Source organism: Vreelandella subglaciescola, assembly GCF_900142895.1.
GTDB classification, from domain to species: domain Bacteria; phylum Pseudomonadota; class Gammaproteobacteria; order Pseudomonadales; family Halomonadaceae; genus Vreelandella; species Vreelandella subglaciescola.
Genome location: NZ_LT670847.1, coordinates 2,021,115 through 2,042,733, shown reverse-complemented (window position 1 = coordinate 2,042,733; position 21,619 = coordinate 2,021,115). Strand labels below are relative to the sequence as shown.

Here is a 21,619-nt window from a genome sequence, read left to right as displayed (position 1 = left end):
TCATTGGTTTCGAGTGACGGCGCAGCCGTGGTCGTCGGCCTCCATAGTGGCCGTTTTGTCTGCTGGAAAAGGCTGAGTAATGCGACGTGTCAGGTCAATGCCGTCAGCCGCGGCAACCCTTTCAGTAAAGATGGCCACCATTTATCGGCGGCATCGCCGAGGTGCACGGTGATGCGCCGGGCGTGCACTGTCAGCGTGGCGGCCACCTTAAGCACCTGCTCGCGCATCCGCTTCAGGCTCCAGCCCTGCCGGGTCTGTCGTTCCAACAGGCAACGCAGCCCGTGTAGCACCTGATAAGCGCAGAGAGTCAGCAGCAGGTTTACCTCGTTGCGGGCCATGACGTCCTGGACGGTGGAGACACCGCGATCAGTCGAGGAGAGATGCAGGTCGAGCGCCGACTTCACCTCGCCCATGTGGGCTTCGGCGCTGCCGCGCTTGCGATAAAGCGCCAGGACCTTTTCCGGCGGCCAGTTGAACTTGCCGAGGTTGGTGACCAAAAAGAAGGCATGCAGCAGCAGATCATCGGGCCGCTCTTGTACCACCAGCACCACGCGCCGCGGCGCCGGCCAGGTACCGGCTTGGTACGCCAGGTCATGGCACCATTCCCGAGGTTGCTCGGGGGGCCGGCCGCGTGGCCGCTTCAGATGTGGCGCTGCCAGTGTCTGCAGGCCCGTATGACTGCGCAACCGGCCCAGATACTCGATGTCGCGATCTTCCAGCGCCTCAAGCGTGTCGTTGTCGGTGAAACCCGCGTCGATGCGTACCTTGACCTTGGCCCCGGTGCTCTCGTTGAGTCGCCGCACCAGATGTGGGATCCAGGTATCGGCATTCTCGGCTGGGCCGGCGTTACCTTCACGCAGCAGACCGCCCACCATGTCGCCGGTCTCTGCCAGCGAGGCCACCAAAGGCGAGTAGATTCTGGCCCCGTAAAGTCCATGAAACGCCGAACCGCCCTGGTGGCCGTGGACGTCGATCGGCAAGCCGTCGATGTCCAGCGTCAGATGCTCGGGGCGTTCGCCGCCGTCCAGCGAGGTCAGTCGCCAGACCGCCAGCCGCAGCAGGCCCTCATGCACGGTATCGATATTGTCGTCGCGGCCCAGGCACGTCAGCAGCCGCGACAGCGTCGCTTGAGATGGCCGGTCCTGAGCCAACGGCGTTGTCCCGCGGGCATCACTGCAGGCTAGCTGCCAGAGCGGGTCACGGCGGAGCGTGTCGGTATCGCTGAGGTCGATCCAGCCCATCGAACGCTGCAGCACCAGGGTACGCAGCTGGCTGGCTAACGAGTGGCGGACGCGATCCGGGTCGCGATGATCGACCAGATGGTCGTCCAGCGCATCGATCATGCCGCTGTTGTCGAGGGCTTCACGCAACAGCAAAGCACCGCTGTCGCTGGTGGTGCGATGGCCGCTGAGCTCGACGCGGATGGACCCGTTGCATGACGGGGTCCAGGGGGATAGGCTTTCACCCATGGCGAGTGGTCCTCTTGAGTCAAGTTCGGTTAGGAACATATTGATTCTACAAGAGAAACTGCTCGCCATCTTCTTTTCTGTCTCAGCCCGGTGAATAAGGCGGGATTACCACCAACGAACCTGTGCAACTGGCGGTCATGTCCGCGATTGAGTCCTCGGTGATTCATCTGATTGCACGCGGGGTAGAAAGCAACCTGTGGAACCTTCCTGCCGGGATGGATATCAATCAAACGATGCTTTCCGATTACCTTAACGCGCCCATTCCCGAGCTTTAATATCAAATAGAAGCATATTGACGTTCTATTGCATATAAAAATAAATCAGGGAATTTTTAAATAAAAATCATCAAGGGAAAATAAAATATATAAAAACAAGATATTGATGGCCATGCATTCGCATGGCCATTTTTTTGTAGTTTTTATAGATAACCCCATACAACATCACATATGCCGCAGAGATGAAAAACCTCATCCCTCCATAATTATAAACTTCGCTTTTTATTTTCTTTTCCGTCTCACGGGGCTAATTGCATTTATAAAAAAAGTGCTGATGGCAGTTAACGCTAAATCGCCCAAACTCAATACAACGAAACAAGAAAAACGAAAAGAAAAGAAAAGAAAAGAAAACGCACTGTTAACGCGGAGAAATTAAATGAAACTGTCAGCGATCTACAGCTTTTCAAAAACGGTAAGCTCGCGTAGCCAGTTGGCTTCGGCCGTGGCAGTAGCCACCGTAGCAGCTGCAGTTTCCTTTCCTGCCATGGCGGCGTCTTCTGATAACGAAGCAGCCATACTGAGCGCCGCTCGTGTTTTCCAGCAGGCCAAAAGCATTATCGACGTGAACCAGCTTGCGGGCAACGCCAGCGTTATTCAGCAAGTTGGCGATAACAACAGCGGCAGTGTTAGTCAATCACGCGCTGCCGGCTACCAGATGGGTAACCTGGCTTATATCTATCAAAATGGCCGTAACAACAATGCCAGTATAGATCAGCAGGGCGGCAATAATATCGGCGTGGTCAGCCAGGTAGGTGATGATCACTCGGCCACTATTTCCCAGACGGGTAACAGTTTATCACTCAGAGCCGATGTATCTCAGGTCGGCTTTAAAAGCGATGTTTCACTTTCACAATCGGGCAGTGGCTCTCGCAGCATAAGCGTCGAACAACAAAACTATTCGGGCAATGCGCGGCCGGTCACTATCGATGCTTACTGAGTTGCCTTGAGCGCTCAGTAAAACACCACGGCAAGAAGATCGAAAAACAAGGGGAAACACCATGAAAATGCAAATGACAACAATCGCAGCAGCTGTCGCCCTGACCGTATCCGTTTCGGCAGTAGCGCAAACCGCGCCCGGATCTCAGTTCAATGGCTCACGTAACACAGTGAATAGTATGGCTGGGCCATTGTACGACGGTAATGCCGTGGGCAGTGATTCCTATATCAACCAAACGGGCAACAGCAACACAAACAGCGTAACGCAGTGGGGTACCCAGATTTCCCGCATCAAGCAGAACGGTAGTGGCAACGAAACAACCGTTGTCCAGGATGATGTTGTGGGTGTCGCCCAAACGGCTCCGGGTCAAAACTACTCAAAGATTGATCAAGATGGTAAATTCAACAAAGCCGATGTCAATCAGCTGGGCGAGCAAAACGACTCGATCATCAACCAGGATGGCAATCGAAATAATGCCAATGTGGCCCAGGACGGTACACGCAATGACTCTTGGGTGAAACAGGATGGCAATGACAACGTCGTTGACGTATATCAACACGGTGAATTGAATGACAGCTACATCAAGTTCACCGGCGACTCAAACAGCGCCGACGTATTTCAGCACGGTGACGAGCTTGACAGCGATATCTTGGCCAGTGGTAATAACAACATGCACGTCGTGAACCAAACCGGCTATGGTCATGACTCCTTCATCTCAACCCATGGCAGTAATAACACCCAGACTGTCAATCAGGCAGGTAGCTTCTCGTCGTCAGGCCAGCACTTCTCGCAAATCCTGACAAACGGGAACGGCAACACTAACTCCGTTTACCAGGGAAACTAAAAGGGTTTTCTGTATAGCAGCTGTCTTATGACAAGGTGTGAAAAGATATAATCCTGCGTGTTGAAACGCCCTGTGATGAGCAGGGCGTTTTTATGCTTTTCTATTAGGTTTTGTACGAAAAGTTGGCTCGTAGGCAACGATGTATGCACGCAAGGCATACCATGGCACGGAAACTACGAGCCAGCTTGTCATAACCCCGCCTTATTCACCGGGCTGAGACAGAAAAGAAGATGGCGAGCAGTTTCTCTTGTAGAATCAATATGTTCCTAACCGAACTTGACTCAAGAGGACCACTCGCCATGGGTGAAAGCCTATCCCCCTGGACCCCGTCATGCAACGGGTCCATCCGCGTCGAGCTCAGCGGCCATCGCACCACCAGCGACAGCGGTGCTTTGCTGTTGCGTGAAGCCCTCGACAACAGCGGCATGATCGATGCGCTGGACGACCATCTGGTCGATCATCGCGACCCGGATCGCGTCCGCCACTCGTTAGCCAGCCAGCTGCGTACCCTGGTGCTGCAGCGTTCGATGGGCTGGATCGACCTCAGCGATACCGATACGCTTCGCCGTGACCCGCTCTGGCAGCTAGCCTGCAGTGATGCCCGCGGGACAACGCCGTTGGCTCAGGACCGGCCATCTCAAGCGACGCTGTCGCGGCTGCTGACGTGCCTGGGCCGCGACGACAATATCGATACCGTGCATGAGGGCCTGCTGCGGCTGGCGGTCTGGCGACTGACCTCGCTGAACGGCGGCGAACGCCCCGAGCATCTGACGCTGGACATCGACGGCTTGCCGATCGACGTTCACGGCCACCAGGGCGGTTCGGCGTTTCATGGACTTTACGGGGCCAGAATCTACTCGCCTTTGGTGGCCTCGCTGGCAGAGACCGGCGACATGGTGGGCGGTCTGCTGCGTGAAGGTAACGCCGGCCCAGCCGAGAATGCCGATACCTGGATCCCACATCTGGTGCGGCGACTCAACGAGAGCACCGGGGCCAAGGTCAAGGTACGCATCGACGCGGGTTTCACCGACAACGACACGCTTGAGGCGCTGGAAGATCGCGACATCGAGTATCTGGGCCGGTTGCGCAGTCATACGGGCCTGCAGACACTGGCAGCGCCACATCTGAAGCGGCCACGCGGCCGGCCCCCCGAGCAACCTCGGGAATGGTGCCATGACCTGGCGTACCAAGCCGGTACCTGGCCGGCGCCGCGGCGCGTGGTGCTGGTGGTACAAGAGCGGCCCGATGATCTGCTGCTGCATGCCTTCTTTTTGGTCACCAACCTCGGCAAGTTCAACTGGCCGCCGGAAAAGGTCCTGGCGCTTTATCGCAAGCGCGGCAGCGCCGAAGCCCACATGGGCGAGGTGAAGTCGGCGCTCGACCTGCATCTCTCCTCGACTGATCGCGGTGTCTCCACCGTCCAGGACGTCATGGCCCGCAACGAGGTAAACCTGCTGCTGACTCTCTGCGCTTATCAGGTGCTACACGGGCTGCGTTGCCTGTTGGAACGACAGACCCGGCAGGGCTGGAGCCTGAAGCGGATGCGCGAGCAGGTGCTTAAGGTGGCCGCCACGCTGACAGTGCACGCCCGGCGCATCACCGTGCACCTCGGCGATGCCGCCGATAAATGGTGGCCATCTTTACTGAAAGGGTTGCCGCGGCTGACGGCATTGACCTGACACGTCGCATTACTCAGCCTTTTCCAGCAGACAAAACGGCCACTATGGAGGCCGACGACCACGGCTGCGCCGTCACTCGAAACCAATGAACTTCAGTTATAAATATCACGGCATTGATACGATAAAGCTATGTGCTAATCGGCTACTCAGCGACCGTATGACATAAAAGCCGGTCGGTCCCGGTCACCACGGGACGTAAAACGCTCGTTCGGCGTCCTGATGAATAAGGCGGGATAACGTGTCGCAATGCGCCGCAGCTCTTTGAGCCAGCCAATGCAACGCTCGACGGCGTTACGCTCACGATATTTAGGTTTATCAAATCCACGAGGGAGCCCGGGGCGTGGTTTACGCCGCATCCTGCGCTGAGGAATGATGGGCTTCATATGATGGCGGTCGCAATACCGGCGCAGGGCTTCGCTATCATATCCCTTATCCGCCACCACGTAGCGGCAACGCTTTCGAGGCCGCCCCCGGCACCCGGGCAGGTAGACGCTCTCCAAGGCGGAGATGAAGTGGCGGGAGTCAGCGTCTTGCCCAGGCGACAAGCTAAAGGTCAGGGGCCAACCGTGGCGATCACACACCAAATGAATTTTGGTCGTCAATCCGCCACGGCTGCGGCCCAGCGCATGATCTAACGGTTCGCTGGAGCCCCCTTTTTGCCGCCTCCCGAGGCAGCCCGCGTGGCGCGAATTGAAGTGGAGTCGACCATCCATGTGTCTAAATCCATGAGCCCATCTTCTCGCAGCTGGAGGTGCAGTCGCTCAAGAACGGCATCGAAGGTGCCATCATCACGCCAGTGACGAAAGCGATCATATACGGTGGTCCACGGGCCATAGCGCTCCGGCACATCTCGCCATTTAGCACCGGAGCACAGCACCCAAAAGATACCATTCAGTATTTGTTGATCATCCCGTCTAGGCCTTCCCATCCGCTGCGGCGGAGAGACAATATCTTCGATCAGCGACCACTTGTGGCTCGAGATTTCGTAACGACCTGCCATACGTCACCTATGCTGCTACGGTATGGGCAAACCTAGCAGAAAACACTTTTCGTACAAAACCTAGTTGTTTGAAACGCTGATATGTAGCGTTCCCCCTTTGCCCCGGGTAGACGAGCGCGAGCGGTTGCCGTTCTTGCTGACGGTGACGTCCAGTTGCCCGTCGCTTAGCAGCTCAACGCGACCCTCGACACCGCTGCCCTCGAATCGCAGGCTTGCCGGCACGCGGCCGTCCGGCTCACGATATTCCTGTATTTCGCCGTCGTTTTTGATCGTCCAGCGGGCAGAAAATGCCGTGCCGGGCGTGCCGTCAATCTCGATGCGAATTGCATTCATTGCCTGCTCCTGTGACGAAGCTGCTGCCATCAACGGCAAGGCTGCGCACAGCCCCGCCGCCATGAACACGCCTCGCCAGACCGTATGTCGCTGCATGATGTTCTCCCTACGTAAAAAGAGCCGCCCTCTCGCTGTAAATAACGAGCAGGCGACTCTTCAGCATAGCGGACGGTGTAACATTGCGTTACTGCGATATTGTCAGCAGCGCACGGCTATCGCGTTACCGGGCCATATTGGCAAATACCTTTTCTGCCGCATCAAGGGTGAACTGAATGTCTTCTGCCGTGTGGGCACTTGACATGAACCCGGCTTCAAACGCCGACGGCGCCAGGTACACGCCTTCATCCAGCATGGCGGTGAAGAAACGGCGGAAAGCTTCCGGATCGCACGCGGTGGCCTGAGCAAAGTTATCCACACGGGTTTGCGCAGTGAAGAACAGCCCGAACATGCCGCCGGCCGACTGCGTCACCATGGGTACACCAGCAGCGTCGGCGCGCTCCTGAAGTCCTGTGCATAACGTTTCTACCCGCTGGGCCAGCGCATCGTGGAAGCCCGGCACCTGCAGTTTGGACAGCAGCGTAGTGCCCGCGGCCATGGCCAGCGGATTCCCCGACAGCGTGCCCGCGTGATACACCGGCCCGAGCGGGGAAATCTGTTCCATGATCTCGCGGCTGCCACCAAACGCGCCCACCGGCATGCCGCCACCCACAATCTTGCCCAGGCACGTCAGGTCCGGAATGATGTTGTAGTGCGTCTGGGCACCGCCCATTGCCACGCGGAAACCGGTCATCACTTCGTCAAAAATCAGCACGCTGCCGTGCTCGTTGCACACCCGGCGCAGCGTCTCGAGAAATTCCGGCTGCGGCGGAATGCAGTTCATGTTGCCCGCCACCGGCTCGACGATGATGCAGGCGACCTGATCGCCGATTTCGGCAAAGCAGGCTTCAACGCCTTCGGGATCGTTGAACGACAGCGTCACGGTATGCTCGGCAAGCGAAGCCGGCACTCCGGGCGAGTTGGGCACGCCGTGGGTTAGCGCGCCGGAGCCCGCCTTGACCAGCAGCGAATCCGAATGGCCGTGGTAGTTACCTTCGAATTTGACGATCTTGTCCCGGCCGGTATAGCCCCGCGCCAGGCGGATCGCCGACATCGTGGCCTCGGTGCCGGAGCTGGTCATGCGCACCATTTCCATGCTCGGGATCATCTCGCAGATGAGATCGGCCATGGTGGTTTCGATCTCGGTCGGCGCACCGAACGAGAGGCCGTTATCCAGCCGTGCGCGCACGGCGGCGAGCACGTCCTGATCGGCGTGGCCGGTAATCATCGGCCCCCAGGAACCGACGTAGTCAACGTAGCGGTTGCCTTCGACGTCGAACAGATACGCGCCCTGAGCGCGTTCGATGAATACCGGCGGGCGGTGCATGCCCTTGAACGCGCGCACGGGTGAGTTCACCCCGCCGGGAATATGGCGGCTGGCACGGTCAAACAGTTCAGCTGATGTGGTCATGGCGTCCTCTCGTTGGCTTCAAAGTAGCTTGGCATAAGCATTGCGATCATGGAAAAGGCGGTTGGGCAGGCGCTGGCCATGCGCCGGCCGATAGCCGTGTGACAGGCTTTGCCAGGTAAAGTGCTGGGCCTGTTCGCAGGCTACGGGCAGCGCTTCACCGGCGGCCAGCCTTGCCGCCAGCGCGGCGGCAAGGGTACAGCCCGAGCCGTGAAACGTATCGGGCAGGCGTGGCCACTGCCACTGGCGAGCGCTTTCCGGCGTGTGCAGGGTATGCGTGACCGTCTGCCGGTCGTTTTCCGGCAGCGGATCATCGGTGCCGGTCACGAGCACGCCCTGGCTCCCCTGCGAAAGTAACGCAACGGCACGGGCGGTATCGTCGGCGTCCACAAGCTCTGGCGTTAGCCGGGCCAGCTCGTGGCGATTGGGCGTCAGGATATCGCCGTGAGCAAGCAGCTTATCCACAAACAGCCGGCACAGTTCGGGTGTGGATAAATCAGCGCCGCCGCCGGCCTTGAGCACCGGGTCAACCACCACCGGTACGCCGGGGAAACGCCGCACGATGCGCTCCGCGGCGATCAAAGTCGGGGCGTCCGCAAGCAGGCCGATCTTGATGGCGGCCACCGGCATATCGGCCAATGCATCAACGCTGGCCAGCATGAGCTCGGGGTCGGCCGGTATCACCCGGCTGACGTCGTGGCAGTTCTGTACGGTCAGCGCGGTGGGAATGGTCAGCGCCCAGCCGCCGTTGGCGGCGATGGCTTCGCTATCGGCGACGAGTCCCGCGCCGCCGGTAGGGTCATGCCCGGCCAGCACGAGTACGACAGGGGGAAGCGGCGGCATCATCAAAAGGGTTTCACCACGGCAAAAATCACAATGGCTACCAGTGCGATCACCGGCAGCTCGTTAAACCAGCGGAAAAATACCTGGGGTTTGCTGCAGCGGTCCTGTTCAAACTGCTTGAGATAAATCAGGCACACGTGATGATAGGCAATCAGCAGAACCACGAACAACAGCTTGGCGTGCATCCAGCCCTGGCTCAACCACTGGGGCGAGAGGTACAGCAGCACACCGCCCAGCACGATGACGGCAATCATCGACGGTGTCATGATGCCGCGATACAGCTTGCGCTCCATTATTTTGAAGGTTGCCATGCTCTCGGTTTCACCCTTGTCCCGCGCGATGGCGTGGTAAACGTACAGGCGCGGTAAATAAAACAGCGCGGCAAACCATGTGACAACGGCCATCAGGTGGATCGCCTTCACCCATAAATACATGCTGGCTCCTTAACGCGTCAGAGAAGAGGCCCGAGGGCCAGTCTAAGAACGGCTCCCCTCGGGGCTGCGGCTTTCGGGCAAGCGGTCGGTATAGTGATAGTAACGTTCGATCGCGCCGCGGGTGATGATACCTGAAATTCGCTGTTGCTTAAGGCGATAGCCATGCACCACGTAAAGCGCGCCGAGGTTATCGTTTTGCAGCGCCAGAAACGCCTCCGACAGCGTCGCCTGCAGGCCGATCGGCGCAAGCTCCAGACGCTGACCGGGAATTTCCATCAGATCGATGCGCTCATAGTCGCCGGGATTTTGTTCAATGGCGTCTGCATGCTCCAGCAGCCAGCGTGCCAGCGCCGCGCCTTTCAGCGCCAGCAGCGGCTTATCGTCGCTTGAGCGCTCGATAACCAGCCAAACCGGGTTGGTTTCCAGCAGCTTGCGTGCGGCGTCGGGCGTAATCACCCGCTCGGTACGCACCAGATTACGCTCCATCACCGCCGGCACCGAAATACGCGACAGCGCCTGCATCAGCGGATGCTGCAACGGATGGCGGCCGTCATGTACGACGCCGATAAAAAAGCCCTTGCTGCCGGTCAGCTGGCGGGTGGTCAGGCACGCTACCACCACGATCAGCATGCCCGGCAGCATCATGTTCGGCGTATGGGTCAGCTCAAGAAGCGCCATCAGTGCCGCCAGCGGCGCCTGCAGAATGGCGCCCATCATGGCCGCCATGCCCAGCATCGCGTAAACCGCGGGCCCGGCAGAAACCTCGGGCATCAGCTGGGTGCCCAGCAGGCCAAACAGCGCGCCGGCCGCGCCGCCGGCCACCAGAATCGGACCGATAATGCTCACCGGTATACCGCAGGCCACGGTAAACGCCGTGAGCAACAGCTTGCCCACGGCCACGGCCAGCAGTACATCGACCGCCACCGTACCGCTGAACGTCAGTCCCAGGGTGTCGTAGCCCATCCCCTGCACCTGGGGGTAAAACCAGGCAAAGCCGCCGACCAAAAGCCCGACCAGCGCAAAGCGGACCGTCATGGGTAGCTGCTGCAACCGCTCGGCGGCGCGCGCCAAGCGCACAAAGCCCGCCGCCAACAGGCCGATCCCGAGGCCGCAGACGATGATCCAGGGCAGGTTGATCAACGAATCCAGCGCTATATTGCTGATCTGAAAAGGGCGCTCAAAGCCAAATGCCAGCTGCGCAATCAATCCGCTCACGGTGGAGGCCAGGATCACCGGCATGAAGCCGATGATGGTGTATTCCATCATCACAACTTCCATGGCAAAGATCACCCCGGCAATCGGCGTATTGAACGACGCCGAGATCCCCGCGGCGGTGCCGCAGGCCACCAGAACCCGCAGGCTGTTGTGGGGCAGCCGCAGCTTCTCGCCCAGGCCGCTCGCCGCCGCCGCGCCCAGATGAATGGCTGGCCCCTCACGGCCGGCGGAAAGCCCGCCCAGCACCGAGACCAGCCCGACCCACCACTGAGTGAACCAGTTGCGCCGGGGAAACCGCCCCTGGTGATACGTCAACCGGTCGATCACGTGGGCCACCCCGATTTTGCGCCCGGCCGACGTCTGGCGGCCAAGCCACAGGCCGATCAGCAGCACCGCAACCAGCGGTAATGCCGCGCGCCACGCCGGCGCCAGCCCCTCGAAGGCTTCCGGGTCCCCATCGGGCATGTAAAGCGTTGCCCCCAGGCCAAGTAAAAAGCGGAACCCGACCATCAGCGAGCCGGTAATGACGCCTGATACCAGCCCTAATACGCAAAGCTGCGGCAGCGCATCCACATTGGCGAGCTGGCGTCGAAAACGCTCAAGGGTAAAAAATGACCGGAATCCGCGTGCCACTCTATTAAAGTCCTTGTATGAATGCCCTTATGATGTCTTTGCTCTTGTACTCTTTACGCCTGTACTTGCTCCATTGTGTATCATAGGGGTATACACTGCGACAGCACTAAAGGAGTCAAACGTGATCAAGGTTGGCATTGTAGGCGGTACCGGCTATACCGGCGTAGAACTTTTACGCCTGCTGGCTCAGCATCCAGACGTCAGCGTCGAGGCGATTACCTCGCGTTCCGAGGCGGGCGTAAAAGTCGCGGAGATGTACCCCAATTTACGCGGCCATTACGATAGCCTGGCATTTAGTGAGCCCGATGCCGCCTTGCTGGGCGACATGGACGCGGTGTTTTTCGCCACGCCCCACGGCGTCGCCCACGCGCTGGCCGGTGATCTACTGGCACGCGGCACCCGCGTGATCGATCTTTCGGCCGATTTCCGCCTGCGCGATATTCCCGAATGGGAAGCCTGGTACGGCCAGCCCCACGGCGCGCCGGAACTCCTCAAGGAGGCCGTTTACGGCCTGCCGGAAGTGCACCGCGATGCCATCAAGAACGCCCGCTTGGTGGCCGTGCCCGGCTGCTACCCGACGGCGGTACAGCTGGGTTTTCTGCCGCTGTTGCAGGCCGACATGATTGATCCTGGCCAGCTGATCGCCGACTGCAAGACCGGCGTGACCGGCGCCGGGCGCGGCGCCAAGGTAGGCTCACTGCTGGCCGAAGCCAGCGAGTCGTTCAAGGCCTACGCCGCCAACGGCCACCGCCACCTGCCTGAAATCCGCCAGGGGCTTGCCGAGGCGTACAAGGGCGATATCAACCTCACTTTTGTTCCGCACCTAACGCCCATGATCCGCGGTATTCATGCCACACTCTATGGCCAGCTGACCGCCGAGCCGGACGACCTGCAGGCATTGTTTGAAACCTACTATGCCAATGAGCCCTTTGTTGACGTTATGCCTGCGGGCAGCCATCCCGAAACCCGCAGCGTCAAGGGTAACAACACCTGCCGCTTGGCCGTTCACCGCCCGGGTAATGGCAACACCGTCGTGGTGCTCTCGGTGATTGATAACCTGGTGAAAGGCGCGTCGGGTCAGGCCATTCAAAACCTCAACCTGATGTTTGGTCTCGACGAAAATCTGGGCCTGAAAGCACCGGCGCTGATGCCCTGATGCTTAACGCTTCTCCCCCAGCAAAAGTTGACCCTTTTGCTGGGTATTACCCATAATCAAACTGACAGACCCACGGTAATTTTTTACCTCCGATTTCCTCTGACGCTTGCGGGAGATATCCATGAGCAGTGCAGAATCTTTTGTTCCCACCCCGCTACTCCTGTCCGACAGCGCCCGTGCGCGCCTGAAGGCGCTGATGGCAGACGAAAAAAGCACCATGCTAAAACTGCGCGTCTACGTCACCGGCGGCGGCTGCTCGGGGTTTCAGTACGGCTTTGATTTCGCCGACAACGTTGCCGACGACGATACGCTCATCGAGTTTGGCGACTCCACGCTGGTGGTCGATCCGTTGTCTTACCAATATCTGGTCGGCTCTACCGTCGACTACGAAGAGGGCCTTGCCGGCGCGCGTTTTCGCGTGCAAAACCCCAATGCCACTTCTACCTGCGGCTGCGGCGCCTCCTTTATGGTGTAGCTATCTCTCCGCGTCGATAAAGCGTTAACGCCTGCCATCTTTCATTGCTTGACGCCTCGCCAGTTTCTCGCCAAGGTTAAAAAGACCAACAATAGCCTTAAGGTCAAGGCACGGGGCTATCCCGGCGCCTTTCCATCGGGCACCCATAAATACGGGGATAACATCATGGCGAATAAGAACACAGCAAATATCATGCAGCAGGCAAGCACCCGCACACCGCTAGCCAAAACCCTACTGGCCGCCGCCGTGGCACTGGGGATTGGCAGCGCCGGTGCGGTAATGGCGCAGGATAAACCCAGCGTTAACGTTGCCACCGACCCAAGTTTTGTGCCCTTCGAAATGCTCGATTCGGAAACCGATGAAATGATCGGTTTCGATATGGACATCATCAACGAAGTGGCCAAGCGCGCCGGGTTTGAGGTCAATCTGACCACCATGAAGTTTTCCGGGATCATTCCCGCCGTACAAACCGGCAGCCAGGAAATCGCTATTGCCGGCACCACCATCACTGAGAAACGCGCCAAGGTCGTTGATTTCTCGGATCCCTACTACGATTCCGGCCTGCGCCTGATCGTGCGTGAAGACAACGACGACATCGAAACGGTCGAAGATCTTGAAGGCAAATCAGTCGCCACTAAAATTGGCTCCACCAGCTACGACTACCTCACGGAAAAACTCGGCGACAGCGCTGATATCACGCCCTATCCCGGCACCTCAGACATGTACATGGCGCTTTTGGGCCGCAACGTTGACGCCGCCTTCTATGATGCCCCTAACGTCGCCTACTTTGCGCAAACCCAAGGGGATGGCCGCGCCAAGGTCCTGGGCCCGCTTTACGAAGGCCAGCAGTACGGCATTGTCTTTCATAAAGGCAGCCAGTGGTTAGAGCCGACCAACGACGCACTCGCCGCCATGAAAGAAGACGGCACCTACGACGAGATCTACACCAAATGGTTTGGCGAAAGCCCCGACGCCGAGTAATCATGGCGTTTTAATCCGCTTTATTTTTCAGGGCCGGAGAGCAGCGCTCCCGGCCCTGCGTTTTTTATCGTCCCTATTCAGGAGCAGACGACGTGGACGTTTCCTTCAATTTTGACTGGGCAGCCGCGATTGATTCAATCCCCCACCTGCTGCCCGGTATTCCCTGGACGCTGCTGATTTCCTTTGGCGGCCTTGCCTTCGGCTTTGTGATCGGTATTTTCTTCGGCCTTTTGCGTATCAGCCCGCTGCGCTGGCTGCGCTGGCTGGCGATTACCTACATCGAGATATTTCGCGGTACGCCGATTCTGGTGCAGGTACTGTTTATCTTCTACGGCTTACCCCAGCTGCTTGGCGGGCCAATCGACGCATTGACCGCAGGCATCGCCGCGATTGCGGTCAACTCCGGCGCCTACATCTCCGAAATCGTCCGCGGTGGCGTACAGTCCATCGAGCGCGGCCAGAGCGAAGCGGCACTGTCGCTGGGGCTCTCGCGCAGCCAGTCGTTTCGCTACGTCATCTGGCCCCAGGCCCTGCGCCGCATGATCCCGCCGCTGGGCAACCAGGCGATTATCAGCATCAAGGATACGTCGCTGTTTTCGGTCATCGGCGTCGGCGAGCTGGTACGCCAGGGCCAAATTTACATCGCCACCACCTTTACCGCCATGGAGGTGTATTTCATGGTGGCGCTTCTATACCTGGCCATTACCTGGACACTTTCCATCTTGCTTTCTCTGCTGGAACGCAAAGGCCTGGCCGGAGAATAAGGACCGCTCATGAACGCAACAACGCAACCTATTGTGAGCATGCAGAAGCTCAACAAACACTTTGGCAGCCTGCACGTGCTGAAGGATATCGACCTTGCCATCACCCCGGGAGAAGTCGTGGTAGTGATTGGTGCCAGCGGCTCGGGAAAATCCACGCTGATCCGCTGTATCAACGGCCTGGAAGAGTTTCAGCAGGGCACCCTCGAGGTAGATAGCAAGACCCTGCAGCCGCACGGCAAAAGCGGCCGTGCGCTGCAGCATATCCGTACCGAGGTCGGCATGGTGTTCCAGCAGTTCAACCTGTTTCCCCACCTCAGCGTGCGCGACAACATCACCCTGGCACCGCTTAAAGTTCGCGGCGTTAACCGCCAGGAAGCCAAGCAAACCGCCAACCGGCTGCTCGAACGCGTGGGCATCGAGGATCAGGCGGACAAATACCCCTCGCAGCTCTCCGGCGGTCAGCAGCAGCGCGTAGCGCTTGCCCGGGCGCTGGCCATGGAGCCGCGGCTGATGCTGTTTGACGAGCCTACCTCGGCGCTCGACCCGGAGATGATCGGCGAAGTCTTGGATGCCATGCGCGAGTTGGCCAAAGACGGCATGACCATGGTCATCGTGACCCACGAAATGGGCTTTGCCCGTGAAGTGGCCGACCGCGTGATTTACATCCATCAGGGGGAAATCACCGAGCAGGGCCCGCCTGAACAGCTGTTTGATGCTCCGCAGCATGAGCGCACCCAGGGCTTTTTGTCCCGGGTGCTCAAGCACTGACGCCTGCTCAACGGCGTTTTTTCGGGTTCATTCCCTGGCCGGCGTCGGGCGTATCAGGATTTCGTTGACGTCCACATGGGCGGGCTGGTCGAGGGCGTAGATCACCGCGTTGGCGATATCCTCATCTTGCATGGCATGGGCGGGGCGTTCGTCGAAGAAGGGCGTATCCACCATGCCGGGTTCGATCAGGGTGACGCGAATGCCCGTACCGCGCAGTTCTTCCCGCAGGTTGTAGCCGACGCCGGTCACCGCCCATTTGCTAGCGCTATACATGGAGCCGGGAATGGTGGCACGCCCGGCAGCAGAGCCGGTCAGCAGCACATGCCCCTGGCTTTGCTTAAGAGCGGGCAGCGTCGCCTGCAGAGTCAGGCCGACGCCATAAACGTTGGTCATCAGCATCTCCTTCCATTGCTCATGATCCGCCTCGCTGAAGCCGCCGGCTGAACCCCCGCGCCCGGCGTTGGCAAACACCACATCCAGGCGACCAAAGCGTTCCAGTGCCTGCTCGACCATGGCCTGCTGTTCCTGCATCGACGTCACGTCGCAGCTCACGGTGACGACCCGGTCCTTGCCGATCTCCTCGGCGAGCGCTTCGAGCTTATCCTGGCGGCGTGCCGCCAATACCAGTTTGTAACCTTTCTCGGCGGCGGCGCGGGCGGTGGCGGCACCGATACCGCTGGAGGCGCCGGTAATCAGCAATACACGATCATCCATACTGAGCTCCTGTTGAGTGACAGACGATGCTCCAGATTAACGCCGCTGGTCTCTTTCTCTCAAGGCTCTCTCAAGATCCTCTCAAGACGACACGTCTTCTCCCGGTATAGAAATACGGCTTATCTGCCCTTTTTTTCCTCAAGAATCCCGCTTCACGGGCTTTTTTTTGCCTGTGGATAGTATTTTTTTCCTTTCCGCTTTTTTTACCTGCCAGGCCCTGTCACGCGGGCGTTTAGCGGCGTTACGCAAGACACGCTCGGGTTGTTCACAGCCGCGGTAACAACACCGGTATGCAGCGGTGGAGAAGTTGTCATTATCTGCGCCTGTGGATAAGCACCCTCCTTATACACAGGTCCTCCAGCGCTTGTCCGCGCTCCACGCGCACCTTTCACGCGCATCTATCAACGCTCTATTTGATTGAGATATAAAGGGAATAATGGCTTTTCCACAGAATTCGTCCACACCAGTAGTTACAACAACAATAGAACTTCTTTTATTTATATATATATAGTTACTAAAAGCGCAGAACAGAAGAAAACCCGGTGTGGAAAAACCTGACGGTTACCCACAGGAGGTTTATACTCCCGGCCCTAGTCATTCAGCGCTGCTGCGCTTTTCACATCCGTGCCCAACGCACAAGACGAGGTGTTCTTTGAATTATCCCGACCGCTTTGACGTGATTGTCATCGGCGGTGGCCATGCGGGAACTGAAGCCGCATTGGCCTCCGCTCGTATGGGCTGTCAAACCCTGTTGCTGACCCACAACATCGAAACCCTGGGACAAATGTCGTGTAATCCCGCCATTGGCGGCATTGGCAAGAGCCATTTGGTCAAGGAAATTGATGCGCTGGGCGGCGCCATGGGGCTGGCAACGGATAAGGGCGGCATCCAGTTTCGCGTGCTCAACGCCCGCAAAGGCCCCGCCGTTCGTGCCACCCGTGCCCAGGCCGACCGCATTCGCTACAAAGCGGCCATTCGCAGTACCCTGGAAAACCAGTCGAATTTGACGATTTTTCAGCAGGCCGCCGGCGATTTGATCGTGGATGACAACACCGTGCGCGGTGTTGTCACCGAAACCGGCATCCACTTTCATAGCGACACCGTGGTGCTGTGCACCGGCACGTTCCTGGGCGGCGTTATCCACATCGGGCTGGATAAAACCCTTGGTGGACGCGCCGGCGATGCGCCCTCCAACGCACTGGCCGAGCGCCTGCGGGCACTGCCGTTTCGCGTTGATCGGCTGAAAACCGGCACCCCGCCACGCATCGATGCGCGAACGGTGGATTTTTCCAGGCTTGATGAACAGCCCGGTGATACGCCAACGCCGGTGATGTCGTATCTGGGCAATCGCGAGATGCATCCGCGCCAGATGAGTTGCCACATTGCCCATACCAATGCGCGTACCCACGAAATTATTCGCGCCAATCTGGATCGCTCACCGATGTATTCGGGTGATATCGAAGGCGTTGGCCCGCGCTATTGCCCGTCGATCGAAGACAAGGTCCACCGCTTTGCCGATAAAGACAGCCATCAGATTTTTATCGAACCCGAAGGGCTCGATACCCACGAGCTGTACCCCAACGGCATTTCCACCTCGCTGCCGTTTGACGTTCAGCTTGAGGTAGTGCGCTCCATCGAAGGGCTGGAAAACGCTCACATCACCCGGCCAGGCTATGCCATCGAGTACGATTTCTTTGATCCGCGCGATCTGAAACACTCGCTGGAAACCAAATTTATCCACAACCTGTTTTTTGCCGGCCAGATCAACGGCACCACCGGCTACGAAGAAGCCGGCGCCCAGGGGCTGTTAGCCGGGCTCAACGCCGCGCGCCGCGCATCAAACCTTGATGCCTGGTGGCCGCGCCGCGATGAAGCCTACCTTGGGGTACTGGTCGATGATCTGATCACCATGGGCACCAAAGAGCCCTACCGCATGTTTACCTCCCGGGCGGAATACCGGTTGCTGCTGCGCGAAGACAACGCCGATTTGCGCCTGACCGAAATTGGCCGCTCGCTGGGGCTTGTCGACGACGCCCGCTGGGAGGCATTCAGCGCCAAGCGCGAGGCGGTTGAGCAGGAAAACCAGCGGCTGTCCTCGATCTGGGTGCAGCCGAAATCGCCGGCGGGCGAGAGCCTGGCCAAAACGCTGGGCAAGCCGCTGGCGCGTGAATTCACTCTGCGCGACCTGCTCAAGCGGCCCGAGCTTGGCTACGCCGATATCGCCGCACTGCCGGGTATCGACGGCCAGCCGGTCCGCGATGACACCGTGGCCGAGCAGGTGCAGATTCAGGCCAAATATCAGGGCTATATCGACCGCCAGCAGGATGAAATTGACAAGCTCAAGCGCCACGAAGCCACGCCGCTACCGGAAAGTCTGGATTACAGCCAGGTCGACGGGCTTTCCAATGAGACGCGGCAGAAACTCGGCGATACCCGCCCCGCAACGCTGGCCCAGGCCGCGCGTATTTCCGGCGTGACCCCCGCTGCGGTCTCGATTCTGTTGATTCACCTGAAAAAACATCGCCTGCTGAACAAGGCCGAGGTGGCTAACGGATGAGCACTGCAACGCAAGGGCCGTCAGCGGCGCTGATAGCAACGCTGCCTGATACCGTCGCCGCGCGCCTGGACGACGGCCTTGATGCCTTGGGCATTACCGCCGATGACGAGCAGCGCCGCCGGCTATTGGGGCTGGTGGCCTTGTTGCACAAGTGGAACCGGGCTTATAACCTCACCGCGGTGCGCGACATTAACGAGATGGTCTCTCGCCACGTGCTCGACAGCGCCGCGGTGATGCCATTCATCCGCCCCACAACGCTGCTCGACGTGGGCGCCGGTCCGGGGTTTCCCGGGCTGGTGCTGGCGATTTTAATGCCTGAACTCAACGTGACGCTGCTCGATAGCAACGGCAAAAAGGTACGCTTTCAGCGTCAGGCGGTGATGGAGCTGGGGCTGGATAACGTCACCCCGGAACAAGTTCGGGTTGAGTCATTCGAAGCCGGTGGTTTTGATCAGGTGATCTCCCGCGCCTTTGCCAGTCTGGAAGATTTCATTACCCTGACACGCCAACTACCCGCAGCGGGCGGGCGCTGGCTGGCGATGAAAGGCCCCGGAGCCGACGACGAGCTCGAAGCCCTGCCCGCAGGAGTGACGCTTGCGCATCGCCACCGGCTCGACGTGCCTTTTGCTACCGCCGAGCGGCAACTTTTGATTCTGACCCCGTAAGGAGAGCCGTAAGTGAGCCAGATCATTGCCCTGACCAACCAGAAAGGCGGCGTTGGCAAGACCACTTCCGCCGTCAATCTTGCGGCCAGTCTGGCGGCACTTGGACGCCGCGTATTGCTGGTGGATCTTGACCCTCAGGGGCATGCCAGCATGGGCAGCGGTATCGACAAGCACACGCTGGAGACCAGCGTGCTCGACGTACTGCTGGAAGATACTGCTGCTCAGCAGGCCATCGTCCGGGATCTGCCGGCGGGCTATGATGTGCTGCCGGGCAACGGTGACCTGACCGCGGCAGAGGTCGAACTACTGCAGCTTGATGAGCGCCAGAGCCGCCTGGCCAGCGCCCTGAAAGCACTAAGCGACGATTACGACGTGATGCTGATCGACTGCCCGCCGTCGCTTAACATGCTCACGGTCAATGCGCTGACCGCCGCGGACGGCGTGCTGATCCCGCTGCAGTGCGAGTTTTACGCCCTGGAAGGGCTCTCGGCCCTGCTGGATACCATCGAGCAGATCAAAGAAAGCATCAACCCGACGCTTGAAATTTCGGGTATCCTGCGCACCATGTACGATAAGCGCATGAGCCTGACCCGCGAGGTTGACAGCCAGCTGCGCGGCTATTTCGGCGATAAACTGCTCAAGGCGACCATTCCGCGCAACGTCAAGCTCGCCGAAGCGCCAAGCCACGGCCTGCCGGTGAACCATTACGCCCGGTTCTCACGCGGCAGCCAGGCCTATCGCGTACTCGCCAAGGAAATGCTTCAGCGGCTGGCGCTTTAATACACGAGTGCTTTGATGAACGTTCGGTTGATGACGAGGAAAAGCGAATGACGCGTAAACGTGCGCTGGGGCGCGGGCTGGACGCTCTGATCGGCGCCGGTGCCCGCCACCGTGATGGTTTGGAACTGACCGCTGAAGCGACCAGCTTCGCCCTTGATGATGCGACGGCGGTGCCCGCCGGCGATGCCGAAGCAACTGTCGAGCGTCTTGAGCGACTGCCGCTGGGCCAGCTCGCTCGGGGCAAATATCAGCCACGGCGCGACTTTCATCCCGAAGCGCTTGAAGAACTGGCCGACTCCATTCGCGCCCAGGGCGTCATGCAGCCCATCGTGGTGCGCGCGGTGGGTGAGCAACGCTACGAAATCATTGCCGGTGAACGCCGCTTTCGTGCCGCCCAGCTTGCCGAACTCGACGTTATTCCCGCGATTATTCGTGACGTGGGCGACGACGTCGCGCTGGCGCTTTCGCTGATTGAAAACATTCAGCGTGAAAACCTCAACGCGATAGAAGAAGCGCTGGCGTTCAAGCGCCTGAGCGACGAGTTCTCGCTCACCCAGCAGCAAATTGCCGATACCGTGGGCAAATCGCGCACCCAGGTCGCCAACCTGCTGCGCCTGTTGAGTCTGGAAACCGACGTGCAGACCCTGCTGGAACGCGGCGATCTGGATATGGGGCATGCCCGGGCGCTGCTCGCGCTTGAAGGCCAACAGCAGCGCCGTGTGGCCCACGACGTCGTCAATCAGGACCTGACCGTGCGTGCTACCGAAGCGCTGGTGAAAAACGTGGCGGCACAGACGGCGTCTCCTCCCAGGAAGCCGGCCGCCCAGGCAAATTCGTCCGACGTGGCGGGCCTGGAAACCCGGCTTAGCGAACAGCTGGGTGCACCGGTTTCCATCAAACAGGGCAAAAAAGGCAAGGGCGCGCTGACCATCCGCTACACCAGCCTTGAAGAACTGGACGGTATCCTCGGGCATATTCGCTAGCAGGCTTATTAAATCTGGCGCGTCCAACTGCGCTAAAATCTTGCGTATTGGTCGCAAAATAGCGCGATAACGTCGAAAAAATGCGCTGTTCGGTTGAAGGAGTGATAGCGCTTCCCTATAATCGCGCATGATTTTGCAGGCTGTGATCACACGGGCTTGCGCCCTTGAGACGCATGCTCTGGAACATGGCCTGAATGACGATGCAACGAAACCGACTCAAGCGCCGCCGGGGGTATGTCTACCGGCTGGCCATCGCCCAGGCAGGCGTGACCCTTGCCGGCATGCTCTGGGGCTTCATCGCGGACGGTGGCGATGGCGTGTTATCAGCGCTTAAGGGCGCGCTCGTTGCCATCATCCCGCAGGCCATGTTCGTGCTGCGGGCGGGTATCCTGAACCCTCGCCTGGGTGCGTTACAGGGCGCCAAGCGCCTGTTACGCGCCGAAATGGGTAAGTTTGGTTTGACGGTGGCGCTTTTCACGCTGTTATTTGTCGCAGCGCCCCCTTCAAACCCCGCTTTCTTCTTTAGTGCTTACGTAGCGGTCGTTCTCACGCATTGGCTGGGTCCCTGGCTTTTGCGGCGGCAACGCTCAACTTATCGAGGTAACTAGCG

General features: G+C 59.1%; 21 protein-coding genes and 2 pseudogenes. 14 read left to right on the top strand and 9 right to left on the bottom strand.

What is annotated here, in order from left to right:
- Positions 1-89 precede the first annotated feature (89 nt).
- Positions 90-1,508 carry an IS1380 family transposase gene (locus B5495_RS09560; protein WP_079550240.1) on the bottom strand — a complete coding sequence of 473 codons (1,419 nt, stop codon included), beginning with the start codon at positions 1,506-1,508 and terminating at the stop codon, positions 90-92.
- Positions 1,509-1,573: 65 nt separating this feature from the next.
- Between B5495_RS09560 and B5495_RS14700 the strand changes: the two genes are divergently transcribed.
- The 3 genes from B5495_RS14700 to B5495_RS09550 all read left to right on the top strand — a co-directional run bounded on the left by B5495_RS14700 (position 1,574) and on the right by B5495_RS09550 (position 3,525).
- Positions 1,574-1,744 (top strand): CsgG/HfaB family protein, encoded by a 171-nt coding sequence (locus B5495_RS14700; protein ID WP_269457152.1) that lies wholly within the window; start codon positions 1,574-1,576, stop codon positions 1,742-1,744.
- A 376-nt stretch (positions 1,745-2,120) separates the two neighbouring features.
- On the top strand, positions 2,121-2,681 hold the full coding sequence (locus B5495_RS09555; RefSeq protein WP_079553275.1) for a hypothetical protein: 561 nt from the start codon (positions 2,121-2,123) through the stop codon (positions 2,679-2,681).
- A gap of 61 nt (positions 2,682-2,742) precedes the next feature.
- Positions 2,743-3,525 carry a hypothetical protein gene (locus tag B5495_RS09550; RefSeq protein ID WP_079553273.1) on the top strand — a complete coding sequence of 261 codons (783 nt, stop codon included), beginning with the start codon at positions 2,743-2,745 and terminating at the stop codon, positions 3,523-3,525.
- Between the two features lie 103 nt (positions 3,526-3,628).
- On the opposite strand, the pseudogene B5495_RS14695 reads toward B5495_RS09550, so the two are convergent.
- Positions 3,629-3,718 (bottom strand): annotated as a pseudogene (locus tag B5495_RS14695) (IS5/IS1182 family transposase); the annotation flags it as partial.
- Positions 3,719-3,785: 67 nt separating this feature from the next.
- On the opposite strand from B5495_RS14695, the gene B5495_RS09545 reads away from it, so the two are divergent.
- Complete coding sequence (locus B5495_RS09545) at positions 3,786-5,204, top strand: IS1380 family transposase (protein WP_079553070.1); 1,419 nt, start codon at positions 3,786-3,788, stop codon at positions 5,202-5,204.
- Between the two features lie 146 nt (positions 5,205-5,350).
- Here the strand turns inward: B5495_RS09545 and B5495_RS14980 are convergent.
- The 6 genes and pseudogenes from B5495_RS14980 to B5495_RS09510 all read right to left on the bottom strand — a co-directional run bounded on the left by B5495_RS14980 (position 5,351) and on the right by B5495_RS09510 (position 11,166).
- Positions 5,351-6,204, bottom strand: a pseudogene (locus tag B5495_RS14980) (IS5 family transposase).
- Positions 6,205-6,264: 60 nt separating this feature from the next.
- Positions 6,265-6,633, bottom strand: a complete 369-nt coding sequence (locus B5495_RS09530; RefSeq protein ID WP_079553269.1) for a hypothetical protein — start codon at positions 6,631-6,633, stop codon at positions 6,265-6,267.
- Positions 6,634-6,757: 124 nt separating this feature from the next.
- Positions 6,758-8,044, bottom strand: coding sequence for a glutamate-1-semialdehyde 2,1-aminomutase (hemL, locus tag B5495_RS09525; protein ID WP_079553267.1), 1,287 nt, complete (start codon positions 8,042-8,044; stop codon positions 6,758-6,760).
- Positions 8,045-8,062: 18 nt separating this feature from the next.
- Positions 8,063-8,887 (bottom strand): bifunctional hydroxymethylpyrimidine kinase/phosphomethylpyrimidine kinase, encoded by an 825-nt coding sequence (gene thiD / locus B5495_RS09520; RefSeq protein WP_079553265.1) that lies wholly within the window; start codon positions 8,885-8,887, stop codon positions 8,063-8,065.
- Positions 8,887-9,318, bottom strand: coding sequence for a protoporphyrinogen oxidase HemJ (gene hemJ / locus B5495_RS09515; RefSeq protein ID WP_079553263.1), 432 nt, complete (start codon positions 9,316-9,318; stop codon positions 8,887-8,889). Before hemJ ends, thiD begins: the two co-directional genes overlap by 1 nt.
- Before the next feature lie 42 nt (positions 9,319-9,360).
- Positions 9,361-11,166 carry a chloride channel protein gene (locus B5495_RS09510; RefSeq protein WP_079553262.1) on the bottom strand — a complete coding sequence of 602 codons (1,806 nt, stop codon included), beginning with the start codon at positions 11,164-11,166 and terminating at the stop codon, positions 9,361-9,363.
- Positions 11,167-11,287: 121 nt separating this feature from the next.
- Between B5495_RS09510 and argC the strand changes: the two genes are divergently transcribed.
- From argC to B5495_RS09485, 5 genes are all read left to right on the top strand, one after another.
- Positions 11,288-12,322 carry an N-acetyl-gamma-glutamyl-phosphate reductase gene (argC, locus tag B5495_RS09505; RefSeq protein ID WP_079553260.1) on the top strand — a complete coding sequence of 345 codons (1,035 nt, stop codon included), beginning with the start codon at positions 11,288-11,290 and terminating at the stop codon, positions 12,320-12,322.
- A 121-nt stretch (positions 12,323-12,443) separates the two neighbouring features.
- On the top strand, positions 12,444-12,797 hold the full coding sequence (gene erpA / locus B5495_RS09500) for an iron-sulfur cluster insertion protein ErpA (protein ID WP_079553258.1): 354 nt from the start codon (positions 12,444-12,446) through the stop codon (positions 12,795-12,797).
- A gap of 192 nt (positions 12,798-12,989) precedes the next feature.
- Positions 12,990-13,778: a transporter substrate-binding domain-containing protein gene (locus B5495_RS09495; RefSeq protein WP_154045306.1), complete on the top strand. Its 789-nt coding sequence runs from the start codon at positions 12,990-12,992 to the stop codon at positions 13,776-13,778.
- A gap of 92 nt (positions 13,779-13,870) precedes the next feature.
- A complete protein-coding gene (locus B5495_RS09490) occupies positions 13,871-14,542 on the top strand; it encodes an amino acid ABC transporter permease (protein ID WP_079553257.1) in 672 nt (223 codons plus the stop codon).
- 9 nt (positions 14,543-14,551) lie between these two features.
- The gene (locus B5495_RS09485; protein WP_079553255.1) at positions 14,552-15,310 is read left to right on the top strand and encodes an amino acid ABC transporter ATP-binding protein; all 759 of its coding nucleotides are present in this window, start codon (positions 14,552-14,554) and stop codon (positions 15,308-15,310) included.
- Between the two features lie 27 nt (positions 15,311-15,337).
- On the opposite strand, the gene B5495_RS09480 is transcribed toward B5495_RS09485, so the two are convergent.
- Complete coding sequence (locus B5495_RS09480; protein WP_079553253.1) at positions 15,338-16,024, bottom strand: SDR family oxidoreductase; 687 nt, start codon at positions 16,022-16,024, stop codon at positions 15,338-15,340.
- Between the two features lie 652 nt (positions 16,025-16,676).
- Here B5495_RS09480 and mnmG point away from each other — a divergent pair.
- The 5 genes from mnmG to B5495_RS09455 all read left to right on the top strand — a co-directional run bounded on the left by mnmG (position 16,677) and on the right by B5495_RS09455 (position 21,617).
- Entirely contained in the window at positions 16,677-18,581 is a 1,905-nt protein-coding gene (gene mnmG, locus B5495_RS09475; protein ID WP_079553251.1) for a tRNA uridine-5-carboxymethylaminomethyl(34) synthesis enzyme MnmG, read from the top strand.
- Positions 18,578-19,246 carry a 16S rRNA (guanine(527)-N(7))-methyltransferase RsmG gene (gene rsmG / locus B5495_RS09470; protein ID WP_079553249.1) on the top strand — a complete coding sequence of 223 codons (669 nt, stop codon included), beginning with the start codon at positions 18,578-18,580 and terminating at the stop codon, positions 19,244-19,246. Before mnmG ends, rsmG begins: the two co-directional genes overlap by 4 nt.
- 12 nt (positions 19,247-19,258) lie before the next feature.
- Positions 19,259-20,026: a ParA family protein gene (locus tag B5495_RS09465; protein ID WP_079553247.1), complete on the top strand. Its 768-nt coding sequence runs from the start codon at positions 19,259-19,261 to the stop codon at positions 20,024-20,026.
- Positions 20,027-20,073: 47 nt separating this feature from the next.
- Complete coding sequence (locus tag B5495_RS09460; RefSeq protein ID WP_079553245.1) at positions 20,074-21,009, top strand: ParB/RepB/Spo0J family partition protein; 936 nt, start codon at positions 20,074-20,076, stop codon at positions 21,007-21,009.
- A gap of 194 nt (positions 21,010-21,203) precedes the next feature.
- Positions 21,204-21,617, top strand: a complete 414-nt coding sequence (locus B5495_RS09455; protein ID WP_331712878.1) for an ATP synthase subunit I — start codon at positions 21,204-21,206, stop codon at positions 21,615-21,617.
- The last annotated feature ends 2 nt before the right edge of the window (positions 21,618-21,619 follow it).

Coding starts and splice junctions, on each gene's coding strand:
- B5495_RS09545 (WP_079553070.1), top strand. CDS start 3,786: ATGTTCCTAACCGAACTTGACTCAAGAGGACCACTCGCCATGGGTGAA.
- rsmG (WP_079553249.1), top strand. CDS start 18,578: ATGAGCACTGCAACGCAAGGGCCGTCAGCGGCGCTGATAGCAACGCTG.
- B5495_RS09560 (WP_079550240.1), bottom strand. CDS start 1,508: ATGTTCCTAACCGAACTTGACTCAAGAGGACCACTCGCCATGGGTGAA.
- B5495_RS09480 (WP_079553253.1), bottom strand. CDS start 16,024: ATGGATGATCGTGTATTGCTGATTACCGGCGCCTCCAGCGGTATCGGT.
- B5495_RS09485 (WP_079553255.1), top strand. CDS start 14,552: ATGAACGCAACAACGCAACCTATTGTGAGCATGCAGAAGCTCAACAAA.
- B5495_RS09460 (WP_079553245.1), top strand. CDS start 20,074: ATGACGCGTAAACGTGCGCTGGGGCGCGGGCTGGACGCTCTGATCGGC.
- hemL (WP_079553267.1), bottom strand. CDS start 8,044: ATGACCACATCAGCTGAACTGTTTGACCGTGCCAGCCGCCATATTCCC.
- B5495_RS09455 (WP_331712878.1), top strand. CDS start 21,204: ATGACGATGCAACGAAACCGACTCAAGCGCCGCCGGGGGTATGTCTAC.
- thiD (WP_079553265.1), bottom strand. CDS start 8,887: ATGATGCCGCCGCTTCCCCCTGTCGTACTCGTGCTGGCCGGGCATGAC.
- B5495_RS09495 (WP_154045306.1), top strand. CDS start 12,990: ATGCAGCAGGCAAGCACCCGCACACCGCTAGCCAAAACCCTACTGGCC.
- erpA (WP_079553258.1), top strand. CDS start 12,444: ATGAGCAGTGCAGAATCTTTTGTTCCCACCCCGCTACTCCTGTCCGAC.
- B5495_RS09555 (WP_079553275.1), top strand. CDS start 2,121: ATGAAACTGTCAGCGATCTACAGCTTTTCAAAAACGGTAAGCTCGCGT.
- B5495_RS09530 (WP_079553269.1), bottom strand. CDS start 6,633: ATGCAGCGACATACGGTCTGGCGAGGCGTGTTCATGGCGGCGGGGCTG.
- B5495_RS09550 (WP_079553273.1), top strand. CDS start 2,743: ATGAAAATGCAAATGACAACAATCGCAGCAGCTGTCGCCCTGACCGTA.
- hemJ (WP_079553263.1), bottom strand. CDS start 9,318: ATGTATTTATGGGTGAAGGCGATCCACCTGATGGCCGTTGTCACATGG.